The 22606-nt window shown below is 58.8% G+C and carries 19 protein-coding genes; 10 read left to right on the top strand and 9 right to left on the bottom strand.

Annotated features, from left to right (window positions below; genetic code table 11):
• Positions 1-162: 162 nt before the first annotated feature.
• Positions 163-600, bottom strand: a complete 438-nt coding sequence (locus ACM6JQ_RS03990; RefSeq protein WP_095114301.1) for a hypothetical protein — start codon at positions 598-600, stop codon at positions 163-165.
• Between the two features lie 103 nt (positions 601-703).
• On the opposite strand from ACM6JQ_RS03990, the gene ACM6JQ_RS03985 reads away from it, so the two are divergent.
• Positions 704-1141: a universal stress protein gene (locus ACM6JQ_RS03985; RefSeq protein ID WP_007910454.1), complete on the top strand. Its 438-nt coding sequence runs from the start codon at positions 704-706 to the stop codon at positions 1139-1141.
• 174 nt (positions 1142-1315) lie between these two features.
• Here ACM6JQ_RS03985 and ACM6JQ_RS03980 read toward each other — a convergent pair whose 3' ends face one another.
• Entirely contained in the window at positions 1316-3238 is a 1923-nt protein-coding gene (locus ACM6JQ_RS03980; protein ID WP_007910438.1) for an ATP-binding cassette domain-containing protein, read from the bottom strand.
• A gap of 214 nt (positions 3239-3452) precedes the next feature.
• Between ACM6JQ_RS03980 and ACM6JQ_RS03975 the strand changes: the two genes are divergently transcribed.
• A complete protein-coding gene (locus ACM6JQ_RS03975) occupies positions 3453-5381 on the top strand; it encodes a transglycosylase SLT domain-containing protein (protein WP_414893261.1) in 1929 nt (642 codons plus the stop codon).
• Positions 5382-5546: 165 nt separating this feature from the next.
• Here the strand turns inward: ACM6JQ_RS03975 and ACM6JQ_RS03970 are convergent, their stop codons facing one another.
• Complete coding sequence (locus ACM6JQ_RS03970; RefSeq protein WP_414893260.1) at positions 5547-7331, bottom strand: ABC transporter transmembrane domain-containing protein; 1785 nt, start codon at positions 7329-7331, stop codon at positions 5547-5549.
• 255 nt (positions 7332-7586) lie between these two features.
• Between ACM6JQ_RS03970 and ACM6JQ_RS03965 the strand changes: the two genes are divergently transcribed.
• Positions 7587-7766 (top strand): PA1571 family protein, encoded by a 180-nt coding sequence (locus ACM6JQ_RS03965; RefSeq protein ID WP_007910433.1) that lies wholly within the window; start codon positions 7587-7589, stop codon positions 7764-7766.
• A gap of 113 nt (positions 7767-7879) precedes the next feature.
• Here ACM6JQ_RS03965 and pdxB read toward each other — a convergent pair whose 3' ends face one another.
• Positions 7880-9022 carry a 4-phosphoerythronate dehydrogenase PdxB gene (pdxB, locus tag ACM6JQ_RS03960; protein WP_414893259.1) on the bottom strand — a complete coding sequence of 381 codons (1143 nt, stop codon included), beginning with the start codon at positions 9020-9022 and terminating at the stop codon, positions 7880-7882.
• 159 nt (positions 9023-9181) lie between these two features.
• On the opposite strand from pdxB, the gene ACM6JQ_RS03955 reads away from it, so the two are divergent.
• Entirely contained in the window at positions 9182-10591 is a 1410-nt protein-coding gene (locus ACM6JQ_RS03955) for an MATE family efflux transporter (RefSeq protein WP_414893258.1), read from the top strand.
• Positions 10592-10727: 136 nt separating this feature from the next.
• Here the strand turns inward: ACM6JQ_RS03955 and tusA are convergent, their stop codons facing one another.
• Entirely contained in the window at positions 10728-10979 is a 252-nt protein-coding gene (tusA, locus tag ACM6JQ_RS03950; RefSeq protein WP_007910424.1) for a sulfurtransferase TusA, read from the bottom strand.
• 165 nt (positions 10980-11144) lie between these two features.
• Positions 11145-12218, bottom strand: coding sequence for a 23S rRNA (cytidine(2498)-2'-O)-methyltransferase RlmM (gene rlmM / locus ACM6JQ_RS03945; RefSeq protein ID WP_095114296.1), 1074 nt, complete (start codon positions 12216-12218; stop codon positions 11145-11147).
• A gap of 222 nt (positions 12219-12440) precedes the next feature.
• On the opposite strand from rlmM, the gene acnA reads away from it, so the two are divergent.
• Positions 12441-15182 carry an aconitate hydratase AcnA gene (gene acnA / locus ACM6JQ_RS03940; protein WP_095114295.1) on the top strand — a complete coding sequence of 914 codons (2742 nt, stop codon included), beginning with the start codon at positions 12441-12443 and terminating at the stop codon, positions 15180-15182.
• 289 nt (positions 15183-15471) lie between these two features.
• On the opposite strand, the gene ACM6JQ_RS03935 is transcribed toward acnA, so the two are convergent.
• Both ACM6JQ_RS03935 and ACM6JQ_RS03930 read right to left on the bottom strand, forming a co-directional pair.
• Complete coding sequence (locus tag ACM6JQ_RS03935) at positions 15472-16287, bottom strand: aminoglycoside phosphotransferase family protein (protein ID WP_414893257.1); 816 nt, start codon at positions 16285-16287, stop codon at positions 15472-15474.
• Complete coding sequence (locus ACM6JQ_RS03930; protein WP_007910417.1) at positions 16274-16762, bottom strand: SRPBCC family protein; 489 nt, start codon at positions 16760-16762, stop codon at positions 16274-16276. Before ACM6JQ_RS03930 ends, ACM6JQ_RS03935 begins: the two co-directional genes overlap by 14 nt.
• A gap of 196 nt (positions 16763-16958) precedes the next feature.
• Between ACM6JQ_RS03930 and ACM6JQ_RS03925 the strand changes: the two genes are divergently transcribed.
• The 5 genes from ACM6JQ_RS03925 to ACM6JQ_RS03905 all read left to right on the top strand — a co-directional run bounded on the left by ACM6JQ_RS03925 (position 16959) and on the right by ACM6JQ_RS03905 (position 20489).
• A complete protein-coding gene (locus tag ACM6JQ_RS03925; RefSeq protein ID WP_007910415.1) occupies positions 16959-17879 on the top strand; it encodes an ADP-ribosylglycohydrolase family protein in 921 nt (306 codons plus the stop codon).
• Positions 17880-17936: 57 nt separating this feature from the next.
• The gene (locus ACM6JQ_RS03920; protein WP_095114292.1) at positions 17937-18341 is read left to right on the top strand and encodes a lysozyme inhibitor LprI family protein; all 405 of its coding nucleotides are present in this window, start codon (positions 17937-17939) and stop codon (positions 18339-18341) included.
• A gap of 590 nt (positions 18342-18931) precedes the next feature.
• Entirely contained in the window at positions 18932-19516 is a 585-nt protein-coding gene (locus tag ACM6JQ_RS03915; protein ID WP_256588454.1) for a hypothetical protein, read from the top strand.
• 9 nt (positions 19517-19525) lie between these two features.
• Positions 19526-19732: a helix-turn-helix domain-containing protein gene (locus ACM6JQ_RS03910; protein WP_007910409.1), complete on the top strand. Its 207-nt coding sequence runs from the start codon at positions 19526-19528 to the stop codon at positions 19730-19732.
• Positions 19733-19817: 85 nt separating this feature from the next.
• Positions 19818-20489, top strand: a complete 672-nt coding sequence (locus ACM6JQ_RS03905; RefSeq protein WP_095114291.1) for a hypothetical protein — start codon at positions 19818-19820, stop codon at positions 20487-20489.
• A 65-nt stretch (positions 20490-20554) separates the two neighbouring features.
• On the opposite strand, the gene mrdA is transcribed toward ACM6JQ_RS03905, so the two are convergent.
• Entirely contained in the window at positions 20555-22447 is a 1893-nt protein-coding gene (mrdA, locus tag ACM6JQ_RS03900; RefSeq protein ID WP_095114290.1) for a penicillin-binding protein 2, read from the bottom strand.
• Positions 22448-22606 lie beyond the last annotated feature (159 nt).

Here is a 22606-nt window from a genome sequence, read left to right as displayed (position 1 = left end):
GCTGGGAGGACTACAGAGAAATGCGCTGAGCGCTCCAGGCCCCATCAGCATCAAAAAACGTTTCCGGCCTGCCTGGCCAACCCCGCCCGATGAATCATGTCGGGCTTTTTATTGCGCGTCTGCCGGACGTTTCACACCATTGCAGTGCGAAAAGTCCGCGCGTCACGCCAGTGCTTTCAGAGTGGCGTCGATATCCTGCAAAACCGTCGCTTCACCCTTCTCGCCCCAATACAGAGCGATCATCTGCTTGTCTGCCTCGACTTTGAAAATGTTGCCCGGCAACTTTTCGAAATGATTGAGCAGCGCACGATCCTCGCAGACTTCCTGCCATTGATTGACCCATACACCCGGCGATTTCTGCCAGTAAGTCCAGCAGACGGGCTGCTTGCTACGGCGCGGTCGATGATATTGCGCACACGGGTTCGGCGGCTCTTGCGCCAGCCAGTGCGGCCATTCCTGAGGGGCCAGCTGCATGGCCAGACCGATGCGTCGCGCCTCCATGCGCAGAGCGATGCGACCGCTTTGCGCGCGCGATGGGCGCAGCCACGCCAGCGGACTTAAAACCACCAGCAGGATTGACACCACCAACCAGACCGTCATATCTCTATTCCCAATTCTTGGTGAGCGCATTGTGTCACTTTGGAACCAATGCGCTTGAAACCAGCCATACTTAACAATATTGAAATCTCACGAGGAGCACCTCATGCCCTACCACCACATCCTGGTCGCCGTAGATCTGACCGAAGAGTGCGACCCTGTGATTCACCGCGCCCGAGAGCTATCGGTGAGCAATGGCGCCAAGCTGTCGCTGGTGCATATTGTCGAGCCGATGGCCATGGCGTTCGGCGGCGACGTGCCGATGGATCTGTCACAACTGCAACAACAGCAGTTCGATCAGGCCAAGGAACGCCTCGAGCGCCTGAAACTCAAGTACTCCGAGCTCGAAGGCGCCAATTGTCACCTGACTTATGGCCAGCCACGCCAGGAAATCCATCATTTCGCCAAGGAACAAGCATGCGATCTGATCGTGGTCGGCAGTCATGGCCGTCACGGTCTGGCGCTGTTGCTCGGCTCGACCGCGAATGACGTGCTGCACGGCGCGCCATGCGATGTATTGGCGGTACACTTGGTCAAACGCTGAAATACCATTCCATGTAGGAGTGAGCCTGCTCGCGATAACGTTCTGACACTCGACGAGTTCGTTGAATGCTAAACCTCTATCGCGAGCAGGCTCACTCCTACAAGGGAACTGCGTTTACATATGAAAAGCCCGGCGCTCATTACTGAGCGCCGGGCTTTTTCACATCAGGGCCAATCAGGCATCCAGCTCGGCCCAACGTTCCATCAACGCATCCAGCTCAGCCTGCAACTGCTCCAGCGAAGCAATCACCTTGGCCGTTTCAGCCGCAGGGCGCTGATAGAAGCCAGCTTCAGCCATTTCGGCTTCCACGGCAGCAATCTGCTGTTCCTTGGCGTCGATATCAGCGGGCAACGCTTCCAGCTCGCGTTGCAGCTTGTAGCTCAGCTTTTTCTTGGCAGCCGGGGCAGCAGCGACAGGTGCTGCAACTACAGCAGGCTCGGCAGTGACCACCGCCGAATTCAAGTCAGCCTTGCCCGACTTGCTTTCAGTCACGCCCAACAGGCGCGGCGAACCACCCTGACGGATCCAGTCCTGATAGCCGCCGACGTACTCACGCACCTTGCCTTCACCTTCGAAGACCAGCGTGCTGGTGACCACGTTGTCGAGGAATGCCCGGTCGTGGCTGACCATCAGCACGGTGCCGTTGAAAGTCAGCAGCACTTCTTCGAGCAGCTCGAGGGTTTCCACGTCGAGGTCGTTGGTCGGTTCGTCGAGGACCAGCAGGTTCGCCGGCTTGCTGAACAACTTGGCCAGCAACAGACGCGCACGCTCACCACCCGACAGCGCCTTGACCGGCGTGCGGGCACGCTGCGGGCTGAACAGGAAGTCGCCGAGGTAGCTCAGCACGTGACGGCTCTGGCCATCGATATCGATAAAGTCGCGACCTTCGGCGACGTTGTCGATCACGGTTTTTTCCAGATCCAGCTGATGGCGCAGCTGGTCGAAGTACGCTACGTCGATCCGCGTGCCCTCTTCCACTTTGCCACTGGTCGGTTGCAGACCGCTGAGCATCAGTTTCAGCAGGGTGGTCTTGCCGGTACCGTTGGCGCCGAGCAGACCGATACGGTCGCCGCGCGTCAGGACCATCGAGAAATCCTTGATCAGGAACGGGCCGCCCGGGTGAGCGAAACTCACGTTCTCGAGGACCATCACCTGCTTGCCAGACTTGTCGGCAGTGTCCAACTGAATGTTGGCCTTGCCGGTGCGCTCACGACGTTCGCTACGCTCGACGCGCAACGCTTTCAGGGCGCGGACGCGGCCTTCGTTGCGGGTGCGGCGGGCCTTGATGCCTTGGCGGATCCAGACTTCTTCCTGGGCCAGTTTCTTGTCGAACAGTGCGTTGGCGGTTTCTTCAGCGGCCAGCGCAGCTTCTTTGTGCACGAGGAAGCTGGCGTAGTCGCCGTTCCAGTCGATCAGGCCACCGCGATCCAGTTCGAGGATGCGTGTAGCAAGGTTTTGCAGGAAGGAACGGTCGTGCGTGATGAACAGCACGGCGCCCTGGAAATCTTTCAGCGCTTCTTCGAGCCAGGCAATTGCACCGATGTCCAGGTGGTTGGTCGGTTCGTCGAGCAGCAGCAGATCCGGCTCGGACACCAGCGCCTGTGCCAGCAGCACGCGACGACGCCAGCCGCCGGACAACTGGGCGAGGGTCTTGTCCGCCGGCAGTTGCAGGCGGCTCAAGGTGCTTTCGACCAGAGTCTGCAAACGCCAGCCATCACGGGCTTCGAGGTCTTGCTGAACGTGCATCAGCTTGTTCAGGTCATCTTCAGTAACGCAGTTCTGCGCGAGGTGATGGTATTCGGCGAGCAACGCGCCCACGCCATCAAGGCCTTCAGCGACCACGTCGAACACCGTCCGATCGTCGGCCACCGGCAATTCTTGCGGCAATTCGCCGATTTTCAGACCGGGGGCACGCCACACCGAGCCTTCATCGGGCTTCTGGTCGCCCTTGACCAGTTTCATCATGCTGGACTTGCCAGTGCCATTGCGGCCGATGATGCACACCCGCTCACCACGGGCGATCTGCCAGGACACCTTGTCCAACAACGGCATAGCGCCGAACGCAAGGGACACATCGCTGAATTTGAGCAGGGTCATGAGCTTCTCCAAAAACCGGGCGCGCATTCTACCTGAGTTAGGGCTTCAGCAGGCCGGCAATTTGTCTGTCGAAGCACTCTGCACAACATTTGTTGCGAACTTGTGCTGCGAGGCCGGCAAAGCTTTCGCCGCTTGCTGGCAAAAGGCTAAGCTACAGACAATTCAGTGCTGATTCGTGTCGGCACTTGTCATGATTTCTCTGCCCGGATGTCTCATGCGCAGTCGCCTTTTCAGTGTCTTGTCCTGCTTGCTACTTACCGCCGCTGCCGCTCAATCCGCCCAGGCGGTGGACCTGTCCACCCAACGCCAGTATTACGATGAAGCCAAGCGCGCCTTGGCCAAGGGTGATACCGGCCCGTATTTCCGCTACAGCCAGGCGCTGGCCGATTATCCGCTGGAACCGTATCTGGCTTACGACGAACTGACCGCGCGTCTGAAGTCCGCGAGCAATGCGGAAATCGAGAAATTCCTCGCCGAACACGGTGACCTGCCCCAGGCCAACTGGATGAAACTGCGCTGGTTGCGCTGGCTCGCCGACCGTGGCGACTGGGCAACCTTCGTCAAATACTACGACCCGAAACTCAACTTCACTGAACTGGACTGCCTCAACGCGCAGTACCAGATCACCCACGACAAGAAAGCCGAGGGTTACGCCAACGCCGACAAGCTGTGGCTGACCGGCAAATCGCAGCCTGCTGCCTGTGACGGACTGTTCGGCATCTGGGCTGCCGACGGCCAGCTCACCGAACAGAAGCGCTGGGAGCGCACCAAACTCGCCGCTCAGACGCGTAACTATCCCCTGGCCAACAGCCTGGTCAACGGCCTGACCACCCTCGCCCCGCGCGGCCGTTTACTGGTGGATGTGGCGCAAAAGCCGGAACTGCTCAATCAGCCTTCACGCTTCACCCCGGCCGACGAGCCGATGTCCGATGTGGTCAGCCTCGGCCTGCGCCGCCTCGCGCGTCAGGATCCGGACAAGGCCATGGCGCTGCTCGACGGCTACGCCAGCAGCATGCATTTCTCCCGCGATGAAAAAGTCGCGATCGCCCGGGAAATCGGCCTGACCCTCGCCCGTCGTTTCGACAGCCGCGCGCTGGATGTGATGACCAAATACGATCCGGAACTGCGCGACAACACCGTCTCGGAATGGCGTTTGCGCCTGCTGTTGCGTCTGGCGCGCTGGGACGATGCGTATCAGCTGACTCGCCGTCTGCCGCAGGACCTGGCCACCACCAACCGCTGGCGCTACTGGCAGGCGCGCAGCCTGGAACTGGCCCAGCCGCAAAACCCGGAAGCGCAGACGCTGTACAAAAACCTCGCTCGCGAGCGCGACTTCTATGGGTTCCTCGCCGCCGATCGCTCGCAATCGCCCTACTCGCTGAACAACAAGCCATTGGTCCTCAGTCAGGCGCTGATCAACAAGGTGCGCAACACGCCGGGCGTGCGTCGCGCGCTGGAATTCCACGCCCGCGGACAGATCGTCGACGGTCGCCGCGAGTGGTATCACGTCAGCCGCCACTTCAATCGCGATGAAATGGTTGCTCAGGCGAAACTCGCTTACGACTTGAAATGGTATTTCCCAGCGATCCGCACCATCAGTCAGGCGCAGTACTGGGACGATCTGGATATTCGCTTCCCGATGGCTCACCGCGAAACGCTTGTGCGTGAAGCCAAGGTACGTGGCCTGCATTCGAGCTGGGTGTTTGCCATTACCCGCCAGGAGAGTGCCTTCATGGACGACGCCCGTTCCGGCGTCGGCGCCAGTGGCCTGATGCAATTGATGCCCGGCACCGCCAAGGAAACCGCGCGCAAGTTCAGCATCCCGCTGGCCTCGCCGCAGCAGGTGCTCGATCCGGACAAGAACATCCAGCTCGGCGCCGCTTACCTGAGCCAGGTGCACAGCCAGTTCAACGGCAACCGCGTCCTCGCCTCCGCCGCCTACAACGCCGGACCGGGTCGCGTACGGCAATGGCTGCGCGGCGCCGATCACCTGAGCTTTGACGTGTGGGTAGAAAGCATCCCGTTCGATGAAACCCGTCAGTACGTGCAGAACGTGCTGTCTTATTCGGTGATCTACGGCCAGAAGCTCAACTCGCCACAGCCGCTGGTGGATTGGCATGAGCGGTATTTTGATGATCAGTAACCGGTAATGCCGGTTACGTAGGAGCTGCCGAAGGCTGCGATCTTTTGATATTGCAAAAAAATGCCCGCATTTTCATGCGGGCATTTTTAGATCAAAAGATCGCAGCCTGCGGCAGCTCCTACAGGTGCCTATAGACCGATCATCCCCCGATGCAAGCAATACCCATCAGAGTTGATCAGCCGTGACTTTTCCATCATTGAACTGCAACGCCGCCAACCGTGCATACAGCGGATTGCTGGCAATCAGCTCCTGATGAGTACCAATGGCCACCAGCTTGCCCTGATCCATCACCGCAATCCGGTCAGCGTTTTTCACCGTGGCCAGTCGATGCGCGATCACCAGCGTGGTGCGGTTCTGCATCAGGCTCGGCAAAGCTTCCTGAATCAGATGCTCACTCTGCGCGTCGAGGGCGCTGGTGGCTTCGTCCAGCAGCAGGATCGGTGCGTCGACCAGCAACGCCCGGGCGATCGCCAGACGCTGACGCTGCCCACCGGAAAGACCGAGACCGCCATCGCCGAGATGGGTCTGATAACCGTTGGGCATTTTTTCGATGAAGTCATGAGCGTTGGCAATTTTTGCCGCTTCCTTGACTTGCTCCAGCGTCGCCCGCGGATTGCCGTAACGAATATTTTCTTCAACGCTGCCGAAAAACAGCGCCGGCGATTGTGATACCAAAGCGAAGTGACGGCGCAGGTCCAGCGGGTCGAGGCTGCTCAGCGGCACACCATCGATAAGAATCCGCCCTTCCACGGGGTCATAAAAGCGCAATAGCAAATCGTACACCGTGGACTTGCCGGCGCCCGATGGCCCCACCAGCGCCAGCGTCTCGCCGGCCCGAATGGTCAGGTTCAAGCCGTTGACGGCATAGCTTTCAGGACGCGACGGATAGGAAAAACGTACTTCCTGTAATTGCAGTTCACCCCGCACGCGCTCCGGCAGGGTCACAAGCCCGGCGGTTGGCGGCTGGATGATATTTTCCGAACCCAGCAATTCAGCGATCCGCTCGGCGGCACCTGCCGCACGTTGCAGCTCGCCGATCACCTCACTCAAGGTGCCGATCGCACTGCCGACGATCAGGCTGTAGAAAACAAACGCCGCCAGTTCGCCTCCAGTGATACGTCCTGCGATCACGTCCATGCCGCCGACCCATAACATCACTGCCACCGCGCCCAAAACCAGCACGATCACCATGGTGATCATCCATGAGCGCTGGAAGATACGTTTGCGTGCCGTGTCGAAGGCGTCCTCGACCGTTGTCGCAAAACGCCGCTCATCCTGCACCTGATGGTTGTAGGCCTGCACGGTTTTGATCTGGCCGAGGGTTTCCGACACATAGCTGCCGATATCGGCGACGCGGTCCTGGCTCAATCGCGACAGATTGCGTACGCGTCGGCCGAAAATCAGGATCGGCGCGACCACGAACGGCAGCGCAATCACCACAATGCTGGTGAGTTTCGCATTGGTCACGAACAGCAGGATGACACCACCAATGACCATCAGCAGGTTGCGCAGGAACATCGACAGCGACGAGCCGATCACCGATTGCAGGAGTGTCGTGTCGGCAGTCAGTCGCGACTGTATCTCCGAACTGCGATTGTTCTCATAGAAGCCCGGATGCAGATAGACCAGATGGTTGAACACCTCACGGCGAATGTCGGCGACGCAGCGCTCGCCGATCCACGATACCCAGTAAAACCGTGCGAACGTGCCGACCGCCAGGCCCAGCACCATTAACATGAAGATGCCGATGCTCTGATTGAGCTGATGCGGCGACTGAGTCATGAAGCCGCGGTCGACCAACAGTTTGATCCCCTGCCCCATCGATAACGTAACGGCGGCGGTGACGATCAACGCCAGCAGCGCGCCGATGACTTGCCAGCGGTAAGGTGCCAGAAATCGAGTGGTCAGACGCAGGGCGCGCCGGTGCCTTGAAGAAAGCTTCGGGGTCATTCAGGTACGCATCCGTGTTGATGAAAGGGCTAGCGTAAACCTTCTTTGGGGTGGAACTCTGTAAATCACAATGAGTCAGGTTAAATATGCCCCCAAAGACTAGGCCATAGTTGCTATCGGTCTAACGTCGCGGTTGAGACGAACGGTCATTTCTGTTGGACTGGAATGGCCGCTCATGACGGATCGAAGGCGCTGTCACAGCCTGGTCACGTGGCGGTTTTAATCTGGGTACACAACCTGATGAGGAGACAGGCCATGTCCTTGCAACACAGCAGCGATGACAAGATTCAAGTGATCCGCACCAAGCCCGGCCAATCTCTGGGTTGCTCGATACTGGATAAGGATGGGCGTGAAGTACCGATCACTGAAGAAATGATCCAGCAAGCGTGCAGCGAGCTGGAGAAGCGATTGATCAAGCCTGCCGAACAAGAGTGATATAGCCACCGTCTTCCTGACCCGGCCCCTTTGGCCGGGTTTTTTCTGTCTGCAGATCAGGTATTTGTGGCGCGGCATTCGCGAGCAAGCTCGCGAATCGCCCATCTCGCTTTCTAGACAGCTACCGCACCCAGCGCCGACACGATCTTCGCCAACGCCGGCGAATCCCCTTCAATGCGCACCTTCAGTCCTTCAATCTCACGGCGCACTGGGTACTGCTTGCGCAACACGTCGAACGCCGCACGCTGCTCGCCGACATTGCCTACGAGGCTGCGGCGAAAATCCGCGTCATCGCGGCGCGGGTCGTACACCCCACGGCACAACATCGCCAGCGCCCAGGCCGGATCGCTGTCACCGTGCAGGGAAACTTCCGATAACCACGGTACCGGCAACAGATCACTGAGTTGAATGCTCGCAGCTTGACCGAGGAATGTGCAGTAAGCCTGATAGATCTGCGCCGTTCCGCGCTGTTTGCCATCAAGGCTATAACCGGCAATGTGCGGGGTGGCCAAGACGCAGAGTTCGGCCAGCGCAACATCCACTTCAGGTTCTGCTTCCCAGACATCGAGAACGGCTTGCAGGTCTTCACGCTCCAGCAACACTTCGCGTAGAGCAAGGTTATCCACCACAGGACCACGGGCCGCGTTGATCAGCCATGCGCCGGGCTTGAGTTGCTGCAAACGTTGCTGATCAAACAGATGCCAGGTCGCGCCGTCGCCGCTGCGCGTCAGCGGCGTGTGCAAACTGATCACATCGCACTGCTCGATGATCTGCTCGAGGTTGACGTAATCGCCGCCTTCGGCAGCCTGCCGTGGCGGGTCGCAGACTTTGACGCTCCAGCCCAGGCCCTTCAGGACCTTGATCAGCCGTCCACCGACCTCACCCGCGCCGACGACCCCGTAGGTGCGCTGAGTCAGATCGACGCCTTCGATTTCGGCGAGTGTCATCAGACTGCCCAGCACGTAATCAACCACGCCGCGGGCATTGCAGCCAGGCGCACTCGACCAGGTTATGCCGGCCTCGTTGAAGTAGTCGAGATCCAGATGATCAGTGCCGATGGTGCAGGTGCCGACAAAGCGCACCTTGCTACCTTCCAGCAAAGCACGGTTGACGTTGGTCACCGAGCGCACAAGCAATACGTCAGCCTGCTCGACCGTCGCTCGGTCGATGGAACGGCCCGGCACCCGGCGGATCTCGCCGAAACCGGCAAAAAAGGCATCGAGCAGCGGGATATTTTCGTCGGCAACAATCAGCATGGCGGGCTCCTTTGGCGGATCGGCAGTTTAGGTGCAGATCGGTCGCTGAGCCAGCGAGCTTTGCGCTTACAAATCCGCAACAGAGGATTTTTCCTGACCAAGGCGTCAGCGGCGTAGAATGCGGCGCCTTGCGCATCAACACCTGTGGACGTTTTGCCCGTGAATTCTGTAACTGATCAACCTGTCGCTGTTTCCCTCACCCGCCCGGCGCGGATTCGCCTGGAGTTCAAGAACCTGCTCGCCCTCGCGTTGCCGATCATCATCGCGCAACTGGCGACCACGGCCATGGGCTTCGTCGATGCGGTGATGGCTGGCCGCGTCGGGCCAAAGGATCTGGCGGCCGTTGCGCTAGGCAACTCGATCTGGGTGCCGGTGTTTCTGCTGATGACCGGCACCCTGCTGGCAACCACGCCGAAAGTTGCCCAGCGCTTCGGTGCCGGTACCCACAGCGAAATCGGCCCGCTTGTACGTCAGGCGTTGTGGCTGGCACTGGTGGTCGGACTGATTGCGACGGCGATGCTGGTGGCCGCCGAACCGGTGCTGCACCTGATGAAGGTCGATCCCGAACTGATCGGCCCGTGCATGCAATACCTGCACGGCATCGCCAGCGGTCTGCCAGCAGTGGCGTTCTATCACGTGTTGCGTTGCACCAGTGACGGCATTGGCCGTACGCGTCCAGCGATGGTGCTGGGCCTGTGCGGTCTGGCGCTGAACATTCCGCTGAACTACATCTTCATCTATGGCCACTTCGGCGTGCCGGCGATGGGCGGCGTTGGCTGCGGATGGGCCACGGCGATTGTGATGTGGGTGATGGCGCTGGGGCTGGCCGGTTATGAGCGCTGGGCGCCGGCCTATCGTTCGAGCGAAATCTTCAGCCGTTTCGACTGGCCGCAATGGGCAGCGATCAAGCGTCTGCTGGCAATTGGTCTGCCGATCGGCATCGCCGTGTTTGCCGAGTCGAGTATTTTTGCCGTGATTGCGTTGTTGATCGGCAGCCTCGGCGCCACGGTAGTGGCCGGGCACCAGATTGCGCTGAACGTCAGTTCGCTGGTGTTCATGATTCCCTACTCGTTGGGCATGGCGGTGACCGTGCGCGTCGGTCAGGCATTGGGTCGCGAAGAACCGCGTGAGGCGCGCTTTGCCGCTGGCGTCGGTATGGGCACCGCGCTGGCCTACGCCTGTCTGTCGGCGAGCATGATGCTGTTGCTGCGCGAGCCGATTGCGGCGATCTACACCGCTGACCCGACGGTGATTCACATTGCGGCGATGCTGATTGTGTACTCGGCGCTGTTCCAGTTTTCCGACGCGATTCAGGTAACCGCTGCCGGCGCACTGCGCGGTTATCAGGACACGCGGGTGACGATGATCCTGACCCTGTTCGCCTATTGGGGGATTGGTTTGCCGGTGGGTTACGCCCTCGGCCTGACCGACTGGCTCGGCGAGCCACGCGGCCCGAGCGGCTTGTGGCAGGGGCTGATCGTTGGCCTGAGCTGCGCGGCGTTGATGCTGTCGATCCGCCTGACACGCAGTGCACGCAAGCGTATTCGGATCAGTCGCTCGGCGGGCTAAACCCTTAAAACCGGGACAAAAAATGTGGGAGCCAGCCTGCTGGCGAATGCGGTGAATCAGTCGCCATCAATAGTGACTGAGATACCGCTTCGCGAGCAGGCTCGCTCCCACATTTGGTTTTGCGTTTGCCTGGGATTCAGGCGTGTTTCTTGCGAATCCAGTACAGATAAGTACCGGCCTCTTCGTGCTGGCTCACCAACTCATGGTCGAGAAACACGCAGAACTTGGGGATATCGCGTTTCGTCGACGGGTCGGTGGCGATCACCTTGAGCAGGCCGCCAGGTACCAGGTCACGGATGTGCTGGTGCAGCATCATCACTGGCTCCGGGCAATTGAGGCCGGTGGCGTCAAGGGTGCCATCGACCGGGGTATCGATCATTTCACTCATGATTCACTCCTGAAACTGGCCGGCATTGTCGCGCATTGCCAGGTATTCGGTCATCTGTGGCGTTACGCAACACCCTGTGTAGGAGCTGCCGAAGGCTGCGATCTTTGCTTTTTAAGATCAAAAGATCGCAGCCTGCGGCAGCTCCTACAGGGGCTTTGCGGTGTATCAGCGGGATTTGGCTTTCTTGGTATCGTGACGACGCAAGTGGCAGGTCACTTCTTCGCGGTCGTGATACAGCTGCTTGCAGCCGATATCGACCTTGATCCCGCGCGCCTTGAAACCATCGGCAATGCGTTCGAGCAAGCGCTTCACTTCGGCGTAACGCTGTTTCATCGGCAACTTCAGATTAACCACCGCCTCGCGGCAATGCCCCTCGCCGATCCACTCTTCAAGCATCGCGGCATTACGCGCCGGTTTCTCGACGATGTCGCAGACCATCCAGTCCACCGGTTGCTTGGGCTTGAAGGTAAAACCGTCGGCCATCAGGTGCTGCACCAGACCAGTGTCCATCAGGCTTTCCGCCATAGGGCCGTTGTCGATGGCGGTCACCAGCATGCCGCGATTGACCAGTTGCCAGGTCCAGCCACCCGGCGCAGCGCCGAGATCAACACCAGTCATGTCGCTGTGCAGGCGATCTTCCCACTGATCACGCGGGATGAAATGGTGCCACGCCTCTTCCAGCTTCAGCGTCGAACGGCTGGGCGCCTCACGCGGGAACTTCAAGCGCGGAATGCCCATCGGCCACATCGCCGAATTACCGGCATCGGCCATGCCGAGAAACACTTCACGACCGCTCTTGAAGGTCAGCAGCAGTCGCGGTTTATTCGCGTCTTCCACCAGTTTGCCGGCACCGATCAGAGCCTTGCGCAGCGGACCTTCGAATTTCTTGCAAAAGTTCGACAGCTCTTTGCCGTCGTTGGTGTCGACGACCTCCAGCCACAGGCTGCCGCACACCGGAAAATCCGCCATATGCGCAAGGATCACACTGATGCGATCGTTTTCCGGCAGATCGATGAAGACGCCGCGCGCCCATTGGCGCGGGAAGATCAACTCGGCAAAACGCTGGCCGCGCATCAGGCGCTCGGCGCCGTCTTCTTCGGTGCAGACAAACTCGGCGCACGCGGTGGCCGCTTTCGCCTTGGCGTAGCCGGCCACATTGAGTTGGGCGGCGAGGTCGGAAATCTCCGAACAGACTTCGCCTTCGAAGCCTGGCCGGCAATGCATGAATAGGGTGTTCATTCTTACTCCTGGGCAGAGGGCGGTGATTCGGCCCCTGCGCGATGCTCAGGCCTTGCGCTGAAGCAAAGCCTGTCACGAAAACCGGCGCATGATAGCCGATGTCGGAACCTTGGACTTGCCCATAGAGTCCAGTTATTAGCCAGCTAATGAAAACAGGGCTACGTTGATAGCTCTGCCCGTCCCCTCAATCCGTAGCCGTGCGGATTCAAAGGAGTGATTGTAATGCCGTCCCTCGATAGCCTGAAAACGCTCAAAACCCTGCAAATCGACGACAAGACCTACCACTATTTCAGTTTGCCGGATGCCGCCAAAAGCCTGGGCGACCTCGACAAGCTGCCGATGTCGCTGAAAGTCCTGCTGGAAAACCTGCTGCGCTGGGAAGATGAAAAAACCGTCACCGGTGCCGACCTCAAGGCCATTGCCGCGTGGCTCAAGGAGCGTCGCTCCGACCGGGAGATCCAGTACCGCCCTGCCCGCGTCTTGATGCAAGACTTTACCGGCGTACCCGCCGTGGTCGACCTCGCCGCCATGCGCGCAGCGATGGCCAAGGCCGGCGGCGATCCGCAGCGAATCAATCCGTTGTCGCCAGTGGATCTGGTGATCGACCACTCGGTAATGGTCGACAAGTTCGCCACCGCCAGCGCGTTCGAGCAGAACGTCGACATCGAGATGCAACGTAATGGCGAACGTTATGCCTTCCTGCGTTGGGGCCAAAGCGCCTTCGACAACTTCAGCGTGGTGCCGCCGGGCACCGGCATCTGTCACCAGGTCAACCTTGAATACCTCGGCCGCACCGTGTGGACCAAGGATGAGGACGGCCGCACCTACGCCTTCCCCGACACGCTGGTCGGCACCGACTCGCACACCACCATGATCAACGGTCTCGGCGTACTCGGCTGGGGCGTCGGCGGGATCGAAGCCGAAGCGGCGATGCTCGGGCAACCGGTGTCGATGCTGATTCCGGAGGTGATCGGTTTCAAACTGACCGGCAAACTCAAGGAAGGCATCACTGCAACTGACCTGGTGCTGACCGTCACACAGATGCTGCGCAAGAAAGGCGTAGTGGGCAAATTCGTCGAATTCTACGGTGACGGCCTCGCTGATCTGCCCCTGGCCGACCGTGCGACCATCGCCAACATGGCCCCGGAATATGGCGCGACGTGCGGCTTCTTCCCGGTTGATGACGTGACGCTGGAATACTTGCGCCTGTCCGGTCGGCCGCCTGAGGTGGTGAAGCTGGTGGAGGCCTACACCAAGGCTCAGGGTCTGTGGCGCCTACCCGGTCAGGAACCGGTGTTCACCGACAGTCTGGCGCTGGACATGGGCAGCGTCGAAGCCAGTCTGGCCGGCCCGAAACGACCGCAGGATCGTGTCTCGCTGCCGAATGTGCCGCAAGCCTTCAGCGACTTCATCGATCTGCAATTCAAACCCACCAGCAAAGAAGAAGGACGCCTGGAAAGTGAGGGCGGTGGCGGTGTCGCGGTAGGGAATGCCGATCTGGTCGGCGAAACCGAATACGAGTACGAAGGCCACACCTATCGCCTGAAAAACGGCGCCGTGGTCATTGCCGCGATCACCTCCTGCACCAACACCTCCAACCCGAGCGTGATGATGGCCGCCGGGCTGCTGGCGAAAAAAGCCGTGGAGAAAGGCCTGACCCGCAAACCGTGGGTGAAGAGTTCGCTGGCGCCGGGTTCGAAAGTGGTCACCGACTACTACAAGGCTGCGGGGTTGACGCAATACCTCGATCAGCTCGGGTTTTCACTGGTCGGCTACGGCTGCACCACCTGCATCGGCAACTCCGGGCCGCTGCCGGAACCGATCGAGAAAGCCATCCAGAAAGCCGATCTCACCGTGGCATCCGTGCTCTCCGGTAACCGCAACTTCGAAGGCCGCGTGCACCCGTTGGTGAAAACCAACTGGCTGGCCTCGCCGCCCTTGGTGGTCGCCTACGCTTTGGCCGGCAGCGTGCGCAGCGACATCAGCAGCGAACCGCTGGGCGAAGATCAGCAAGGCAATCCGGTGTATCTGCGGGATATCTGGCCAAGCAGCAAAGAGATCGCCGATGCGGTGAATCAGGTCAGCACGGCAATGTTCCACAAGGAATACGCCGAGGTGTTCGCTGGCGATGAACAGTGGCAAGCCATCGAAGTGCCGCAAGCGGCGACGTATGTGTGGCAGGACGATTCGACCTACATCCAGCATCCGCCGTTCTTCGACGACATTTCCGGTCCGCTGCCGGAAATCAAGGATGTCAAAGGTGCGCGGGTGTTGGCCCTGCTCGGCGATTCGGTAACCACCGACCACATCTCCCCTGCCGGCAACATCAAGGCTGACAGCCCGGCCGGACGTTATCTGCGCGAAAAGGGTGTCGAGCCTCGGGACTTCAACTCTTACGGCTCACGTCGCGGCAATCATGAAGTGATGATGCGCGGCACCTTCGCCAATATCCGTATCCGCAATGAAATGCTCGGTGGTGAAGAAGGTGGCAACACGATCTACATTCCGACCGGCGAGAAACTGGCGATCTACGACGCGGCGATGAAGTATCAGGCTTCGGGCACGCCGCTGGTGGTGATTGCCGGGCAAGAATACGGCACCGGTTCCAGCCGCGACTGGGCGGCCAAGGGCACCAATCTGTTGGGGGTGAAAGCGGTGATCGCCGAAAGCTTCGAGCGGATTCACCGTTCCAATCTGGTGGGCATGGGCGTATTGCCGCTGCAGTTCAAGCTCGATCAGAATCGCAAGAGCCTCAACCTCACCGGCAAGGAAACCTTTGAGATCCAAGGGCTGACCGGCGTCGAGCTGACACCGCGGATGAATTTGCCGCTGGTGATCACCCGTGAGGATGGGCGTCAGGAAAAGATCGAGGTGCTGTGCCGGATCGATACGTTGAATGAGGTGGAGTACTTCAAGTCGGGCGGGATTCTGCATTACGTCCTGCGCCAACTGATCGCATCGTAAGATCTGCGGATGCAGAAACACCGCCATTCGGCGGTGTTTCTGTTAGAGCAATGCACTTTTCTGTGGACGAAAAAAAACCCGCCGAAGCGGGTTTTTCCCAAGACCATTATCGACTCCCTGTCGGCAGCGATCCTTGCAAATGGTCGATCATCCGTGATCCTGAAACACTCCCTGTGTCTCAGTTGATGTGTGTAGATTACCCACTGGATCCAATCGGCAATAGTCGTAAAAGCTACCAGTGCGTGTAAGACATTCGCCATAGCAACCCTTCCGAAAACCCCTAGCCGTGTCAGGCATCGAGCATGGACGCCGCGATCTGCGCGATTTTCAGTTGCCCCGAGGCCTGTTCCAGCGCGTCATCCTCCAAAAACCAGGCTGCAGACAAACCGGAAAACGCCAATACCCATTGCAGCAGCCTGCGTCGATCAAGCCCGGCAGCCTCGACAATCACATCCAGTTGCCGGCGAAAGCGCTGGGGATCGGTGGCTGTCGGCAAGTCCGGGTTGCAAATCAGGTTGGCGTAATCAAAACCGCGCTCGCCCCTGACCCGTTTCGGATCGATGGCCAGCCAGCCGCGCGATTGGAAATACAGCACATTGTCGTGGTGCATATCGCCATGCAGCACCACCACATCCTGTGGATCGGCGAGCAGGGTTTCGGCGGTTTGCAGGCTCAGGCTGTAGAGACCGTCATGTTGGTCAGCAGCAACGCGCAGCGAAGCAAACCATGGCCGCAACTCCACCAACGGCGGAGGCGGCGTTTCGCGCGGTGCATGCAATCGCGCCAGCGCCGAACACAGAATCCGGCTCGCCTCGACGTCTTCGCCGTTCATCGCCATGTGCATCAGCGAGCGGCTGCCCATGGCGCGCTCCATCAGCAAGCCATCTTCGTGATGCGCCAACACTTGCGCAGCACCATCACCGCCCCACCAGGTCATCAACCGATTGCCGTACTTCTCGTCGACATCCAGCGCAATCTTGAGCATCGCCGGCGTGTCGTTCAGGCGTACCGGCAACAAACGGCTGCCGGGTGTGATGATCGGCGCACCGTCCGGCAGCAGTGCCCAGCGCTCGAGCCAAGGTTCGAAAATATCAGCCACCGTCACGCTCGCGGGCCTTGGCGCTCTCGACAAGAAACTGTTCGAGTCGGCTCAACTGTTCTTCCCAGCCACGGCTGTCCATGTAATACGCCTCTTTCTGGCGAATGTCGGGAATGTGCGCGAAGCCCGATTCAGAGACCTTCAGCAGCGTACCACCCTCGAAATCTGCCAGCTCGAACCTGACCAGCGTGGTCGGCTCCTGGGAATAGTCGATCTTCGGATTGACTGCATACGGATGCCAGCGAAACGAAAACAACTGCTGCGGCTCGACCCGCTCGATCAGCACATTCCACAACACATGTTCATAACCTGGATACGTGACCTGCCCTTGCGTCCATTCACCGGCAATAAACCGTCTGCCCTCAAGCGCCACCCCAAACCACTGGCCAAACGCTTCGGCATCGACCAATGCACGCCAGACATGCGAACGCGGCGCCTTGAGCGTGATTTTGCGTTCGAAACTATTGGGTACTGGTTTCATACGTCACCTCCTGTTCTGAACACTAGGCCTGTATGACCACATGTCCAATGTGAAGTTGTATCAGGGCGGTGCAGTCGTTCACCAGCAAGGACACATCAAGCTGCACTTTTTTACCGGTGCCGTGATGGTTCCAGACACCCTGCGCCCAACGAAACTGTTACCTTTTCCAGCGAATTTGAATCTACAAGGACGAATCATGCCGCCATCCCTCGCTGAACGTTACCGCGGTGCTCTGCTCGGTCTTGCGTGCGGCGACGCTGTCGGTACTACGGTTGAGTTCAAACCACGGGGATCATTCCAACCGTTGACCGATATGATCGGTGGTGGCCCATTCCACCTCAAGCCCGGGCAATGGACCGATGACACCTCGATGGCGCTGTGTCTGGCGGAAAGCCTGTTGAACAAAAATGGTTTCAATGCTGCTGATCAAATGGGCCGCTACCTCAACTGGTGGCAATGGGGTTATCTGAGTTCGACCGGTGAGTGTTTCGATATCGGCATGACCGTCAGTCAGGCGCTGGCGCAATATCAACAAACCGCTGATCCCTTCGCCGGTTCGACCGACCCGTACAGCGCCGGCAACGGTTCGCTGATGCGCCTGGTACCGGTGGTGCTGTTCTACTTTCCCGACGCCCGGCAAATCCAGAGCTTTGCCGCCGACAGCTCGCGAACCACCCACGCAGCACCTGAAGCCATCGAATGCTGCCAATTGTTGGCCGCGGTGATCGCCAGTGCGCTTGAAGGCGCGAGCAAAGCAGAACTGCGTCAACTGCCACTCGCCAGTTTCTCGCAGCCCAAGGTCGCTTCCATCGCGCGTGGCGATTATCTCAGCCTGTCCGAGACGGACATCAAGGGCAGCGGCTACAGCGTACAGTCGCTGGAAGCGGCGTTGTGGTGCTTTCATCACACGAACAGCTTCGAAGCCGCCATTTTGCAAGCCGCCAACCTGGGCGATGACGCCGACACCACCGCCGCGATTACCGGTCAGTTGGCCGGCGCCTATTACGGCGTGCGGGGGATTCCTGAACACTGGCTGGAAAAGCTGCACGACGGTGAAGAGATTGCGGCGACCGCCGACCGTTTGCTCGCGGCTTCCCGAATGCGCCCGCAAGAATAGACGCGACACAGCCGCTACACTGCTCGGCACTTACCTTCGATACAGCGAGATTTGACCATGTCCCCACGCCTGCTTCTGGCCCTGACACCCTTTCTGTTGACTCCCCTCGCCCAAGCCGCCGTCGACTGCGCGAATGCCAGCGATCAGGCGACGATGAATCAATGCGCCGGGGAGGAATTCAAAGCGGCGGACAAGGCGTTGAACGCGGTGTATCAGCAAATCACCGGGCGTTTGAAGGACAACCCGGATGGCAAGAAGCTGTTGGTCAGTGCACAACGGGCGTGGATCGGGTTTCGCGATGCAGAGTGCAAGTTTTCATCGTCCGGAGTTACTGGCGGGAGCGTTTATCCGTTGATCTACAGCAACTGCCTGACGAGCGTGACCAAGGTGCGGGTTGAGGCGCTGAAACAGTATTTGAAGTGTGAAGAAGGTGACATGAGCTGCCCGGTGCCGGGGGCCTGATTTTTGCGGCGGTGTTGAGGGATCTTTCGCGAGCAGGCTCTATCCCACATCGGAATGCATTTCAAATGTGGGTTAACGCCCGTGCAATGCGTTGCGCGTGATCATGTTCTGCTCAGGCCGTTACGACTCGGCCCTGTGCACACTCGCGCACACGACAGGTGCACCACTGCGCAAACTTTCCTCAAGCAACTGAGGGGGACTGGTCGGTCAACTTGAAAAAGGTTCGCCGCTCGCGGGAAAACTTCATTACCGAAATCAAGTAAGCCCTATACGAGCGGGCGACTGAAGCATGCCTGTGGCGTGTGTCCCCGCTCTAATCAATCCCTGCCCCGTCATCGATACCAGCGCTCACCGAGTGGATCGCGCCCCTCCTCTGCTCTCGACTTGCTTCGAATTCGACAGCCTATCGACATTGAAATCCCCCAAAGCGAATGCACTGAAGATGCTGCTGTAGCCCCGGCACCTCGACACCAAGAGCGATCTTCACAAAATAGGAACAATTTATTATTGCGATTCGATAATTTAACATCGAGAATTAGTCATTCCCAATGACACCGCAAGGATTTTTCATGAGTACTCGTAACAACGGATTGGCACTGCAACGCATGCATTGGGTCGGACTACTGGCAGCGATTCTTGTCTGGGTTTTGGGGGTGACCGAGGTTGGTGGCAACGCTTCGATCTGGTTCTTCAAAACGGATGAAATGCTCGCGGCTCTGCTCTACGCCTTCGCCGAAAACTCGCCGCAATTGCTTGATCCGTTTGTCGAAGGTGCGCTGCTTGCCCCTGACACATGGCTCTCGCCACTGGTCACTGCGCTGCTCGTCGTTCTGGATTTCCTGCCCGTTCTGCTTTCGACCTACGTACTCTGGCTGACAGGGTTGTTTTTCCTGCGCTTATCCCGCGGCGAAACCTGGACCGAGCGCAACATCAAGCTGCTGTGGCGAGTGGGGATTCTGTGCATCATTTCTCCGGCCGCCTACCCGCTGGTAGAGACCTTGCAAGGCTTGACACTGTCGATTGATCTGCCGCCTGGAGATCGCATTTTTCAGTTCTCGATCGGCCTGTCTTCCACTTCTGCCTACGAGATTGTCAAAGGCGTATTGCTCTGTTTGTTTTCAATTATCATGCGCGATGCAAAAGTACTCAGCGATGAGCAAAGCCAATACATATAGAACAATACAATGACCATTATCGTCCGCCTTGACGTTGTCATGGCCACGCAAAAAATTCGCTCGAAAGAGTTGGCCAGCCTGCTGGGCATCACCGAGGCCAATCTGTCATTACTGAAGAATGGCAAGGTCAAGGGCGTGAAGATGGCCACCCTGGACAAGCTCTGCGCAGCACTCGATTGCCAGCCAGGCGATTTGCTGGAATACCAGAAAGACTGAGCCTTGCGCAGGCGCGCAAGTTAATTGTCGCCAGTCCACACCGTTTAACTCTTATTCAATCCTTAGTTTATAAGGCGGCTTTGTCATGACCCGGTTTTTACTCTGCGCGCTGTTTTTACTGACCGCGTTGATCAGCGGCTGCGCCACGCAAATGGGCGTAGCGCTAAATGCGACACCCGATCCGGACTATCATTTTGACCGAAAGGCGATTGTGCTGGTGACGTCTGCGAGTGGCAGCGACGAAAACGCTCTTAATGCCCGCTACTATCTTCGCGACATGGTTAACGCGCTGAAAGACAGAGGTTTCCAGGAGGTCTATACCGACGCCAGTCTGCCGAAGAACCATGCGCCGATAAAAATGACCGTCAGCCTCGATGTCGGCAGCCGACAGGTGACCTACCGCTATACCGCCACCGACTATGGGCAAGTGCCGACCAGCACCTCTACCGTGTGCAAGACCAGCAAGAAAAAAAACGATCGACTGACCTGCACGAGTAAACCGAACACGACCTATGGACCGGTAGGGACCTCGGAGCGCACCGGTTACACCACGCTCAGCACCTTTGTTGCCACTGCCCGCGATGAAGTCAGTAAGCGCCCGGTCTACCTGCTCCGCGCTTCGTCCTATAACGAGGACTGCCAATCCTCCAAGGTTGAAGACTTTCTAGTGGAACAAGGCTTGCAGAACCTGAACTTCGAGGACCGTCTGCAGCGCAATTACACCGTCACGATGCCCGAGGGTTACCGCTGCAAATAGGCTTTGCAGGACAGTTCACAGTACCGGCTCAGCTTGCATGAGCCGGTACTGTGAACTGTTGAAGGTTAAACGTGCGGATCACCCGGCGCTTTGGTCGGCGCGGCGTACTGCGGCTTGAGATGGCCGTCCTGATCAAGCAGCCAGGCGTCCATGATCTGCCGCACCACAGGGCCTGCGACACGACCACCGGCCTCGCCGTTTTCGATCATCACCGAAATCGCGATCTTCGGATGCTCCGCCGGGGCGAAGCCAACGAACAAGGCGTTGTCGCGATGGCGTTCCAGGGTTTTCTCGCGGTTGTATCGCTCGCCCTGCTTGATCGCCACCACTTGCGCGGTACCACTCTTGCCGGCGATGCGATATTGCGCACCGGCGGCGGCCGCACGCGCGATACCCCGGGCATCGTGCATCACCATCTGCATGCCGTGATTGACCTGCTCCCAGTCTCGCGGATCCTTGAGCAGGATGTTCGGCATCGGATGCTCATCGACCGGGGCGACGCCATCGACGGTTTTAGCCAGGTGCGGCCGGTTCCATACACCTTTGTTAGCGATCAATGCCGTGGCTTGAGCCAGTTGCAGCGGCGTGACCTGCATGTAGCCCTGGCCGATGCCAAGGATGACCGTTTCGCCAGGGAACCAGGCTTGCCGGCGGGTCGCACGTTTCCATGCTTGCGATGGCATCAGGCCGGGCGACTCTTCGAACATGTCCAGCGAGACTTTCTCGCCGAGGCCGAACATCGCCATGTAATCGTGCAGTCGATCGATACCGAGCTTGTGGGCCAGATCATAGAAATAGGTGTCATTGGAACGCATGATTGCCGCGTCCATGTCTACCCAACCGTCGCCGCTGTGATTCCAGTTGCGATACTTGTGATCGAAGTCCGGGAGCTGGTAATAACCGGGGTCGAAGACGCGGGTTTGCGGCGTCACAACACCAGCGTCTAGACCGGCGATGGCCACCTCTGGCTTGATCGTCGAGCCCGGTGCATAGAGACCGCGCAGTACGCGGTTGAACAAAGGCCGGTCGATCGAATCTCGCAGTGCCGAATATTCCTTGGAGCTGATACCGGTGACGAACAGATTCGGATCGAAGCTGGGATTGCTGACCATGGCCAACACTTCGCCGGTCGACGGATCGAGCGCTACCACCGAACCACGACGATCGCCAAGCGCGGCTTCGGCAGCTTCCTGCAGCTTGATGTCGAGGCTCAGGACGATGTTCTGACCAGGCACCGGATCGGTGTGTTTGAGCACGCGGAGTACGCGACCCTGGGCGTTGGTTTCGACTTCCTCGTAACCGACGTGGCCGTGTAACTGCGCTTCGTAGAAACGCTCAATGCCGGTTTTGCCAATGGATTGGGTACCGCGATATTCGACCGAGTCGAGGGTCTTGGATTCTTTTTCGTTGATCCGGCCGACGTAACCGATCGAGTGGGCAAAGTGCGCGCCAAGTGGGTAATGGCGGACGAACTGTGGCTCGACATCCAGACCGGGGAGGCGGAACTCATTGACGGCTAGTACGGCAATTTGCTCTTCCGTCAGCTCATAGAACAGCGTCACCGGCGTAAACGGGTGGCGGGACTGCTTCATGGCTTTATCGAAGACTGTGCGATCTTCTGCAGGCAGGTGCAGGAGATTGATGACCTCATCCAGTTCTTGATTGACGTCGCTAGCGCGTTCGCGGGTGATGGTCAGGTTGAAACTGGGGCGGTTATCGGCGAGCAACACGCCATTGCGGTCGTAGATCAAACCGCGTGTCGGCGGGATCGGCAAGACGTGGACGCGGTTGTTTTCGGAGATGGTCGAGTGATAGTCGAATTCCACCACCTGAAGGATGTACAGGCGCACGACAAGGGCGCAACTGATGGCGAAGACGAACAAGGCGCAGGCGATCAGCCGTTTGTTGACCAGGCGCGTCTCTTTTTCGTGGTCCTTGATCGGGATGGGTTCAGGCATTTCTACAGCAACTCTTTGACATAAATGAGTGCCGATCCGTGGGCATGACATCAGTCCGTTAAAAAACGAGCTGCACCATACCAAAAACTGCCCGGTCATTTCAGAAGGAATTTCCCCAATGGCCGTTTCTTGCGACGGCTGGGACAGCGTTGTCCCGCG

The sequence above is a fragment of the Pseudomonas sp. IT-232MI5 genome (genome assembly GCF_949767845.1).
Lineage (GTDB): Bacteria > Pseudomonadota > Gammaproteobacteria > Pseudomonadales > Pseudomonadaceae > Aquipseudomonas.
Note: the sequence above shows the minus strand (reverse complement) of the source record. Positions and strands in the feature narration are given on the sequence as shown.

Bases quoted from the DNA above. Each gene is read 5' to 3' on its own strand.
- ACM6JQ_RS03990 (WP_095114301.1), bottom strand. From the start codon at position 600: ATGACGGTCTGGTTGGTGGTGTCAATCCTGCTGGTGGTTTTAAGTCCG.
- ACM6JQ_RS03985 (WP_007910454.1), top strand. From the start codon at position 704: ATGCCCTACCACCACATCCTGGTCGCCGTAGATCTGACCGAAGAGTGC.
- ACM6JQ_RS03980 (WP_007910438.1), bottom strand. From the start codon at position 3,238: ATGACCCTGCTCAAATTCAGCGATGTGTCCCTTGCGTTCGGCGCTATG.
- ACM6JQ_RS03975 (WP_414893261.1), top strand. From the start codon at position 3,453: ATGCGCAGTCGCCTTTTCAGTGTCTTGTCCTGCTTGCTACTTACCGCC.
- ACM6JQ_RS03970 (WP_414893260.1), bottom strand. From the start codon at position 7,331: ATGACCCCGAAGCTTTCTTCAAGGCACCGGCGCGCCCTGCGTCTGACC.
- ACM6JQ_RS03965 (WP_007910433.1), top strand. From the start codon at position 7,587: ATGTCCTTGCAACACAGCAGCGATGACAAGATTCAAGTGATCCGCACC.
- pdxB (WP_414893259.1), bottom strand. From the start codon at position 9,022: ATGCTGATTGTTGCCGACGAAAATATCCCGCTGCTCGATGCCTTTTTT.
- tusA (WP_007910424.1), bottom strand. From the start codon at position 10,979: ATGAGTGAAATGATCGATACCCCGGTCGATGGCACCCTTGACGCCACC.
- rlmM (WP_095114296.1), bottom strand. From the start codon at position 12,218: ATGAACACCCTATTCATGCATTGCCGGCCAGGCTTCGAAGGCGAAGTC.
- acnA (WP_095114295.1), top strand. From the start codon at position 12,441: ATGCCGTCCCTCGATAGCCTGAAAACGCTCAAAACCCTGCAAATCGAC.
- ACM6JQ_RS03930 (WP_007910417.1), bottom strand. From the start codon at position 16,762: ATGAAACCAGTACCCAATAGTTTCGAACGCAAAATCACGCTCAAGGCG.
- ACM6JQ_RS03925 (WP_007910415.1), top strand. From the start codon at position 16,959: ATGCCGCCATCCCTCGCTGAACGTTACCGCGGTGCTCTGCTCGGTCTT.
- ACM6JQ_RS03920 (WP_095114292.1), top strand. From the start codon at position 17,937: ATGTCCCCACGCCTGCTTCTGGCCCTGACACCCTTTCTGTTGACTCCC.
- ACM6JQ_RS03910 (WP_007910409.1), top strand. From the start codon at position 19,526: ATGACCATTATCGTCCGCCTTGACGTTGTCATGGCCACGCAAAAAATT.
- ACM6JQ_RS03905 (WP_095114291.1), top strand. From the start codon at position 19,818: ATGACCCGGTTTTTACTCTGCGCGCTGTTTTTACTGACCGCGTTGATC.
- mrdA (WP_095114290.1), bottom strand. From the start codon at position 22,447: ATGCCTGAACCCATCCCGATCAAGGACCACGAAAAAGAGACGCGCCTG.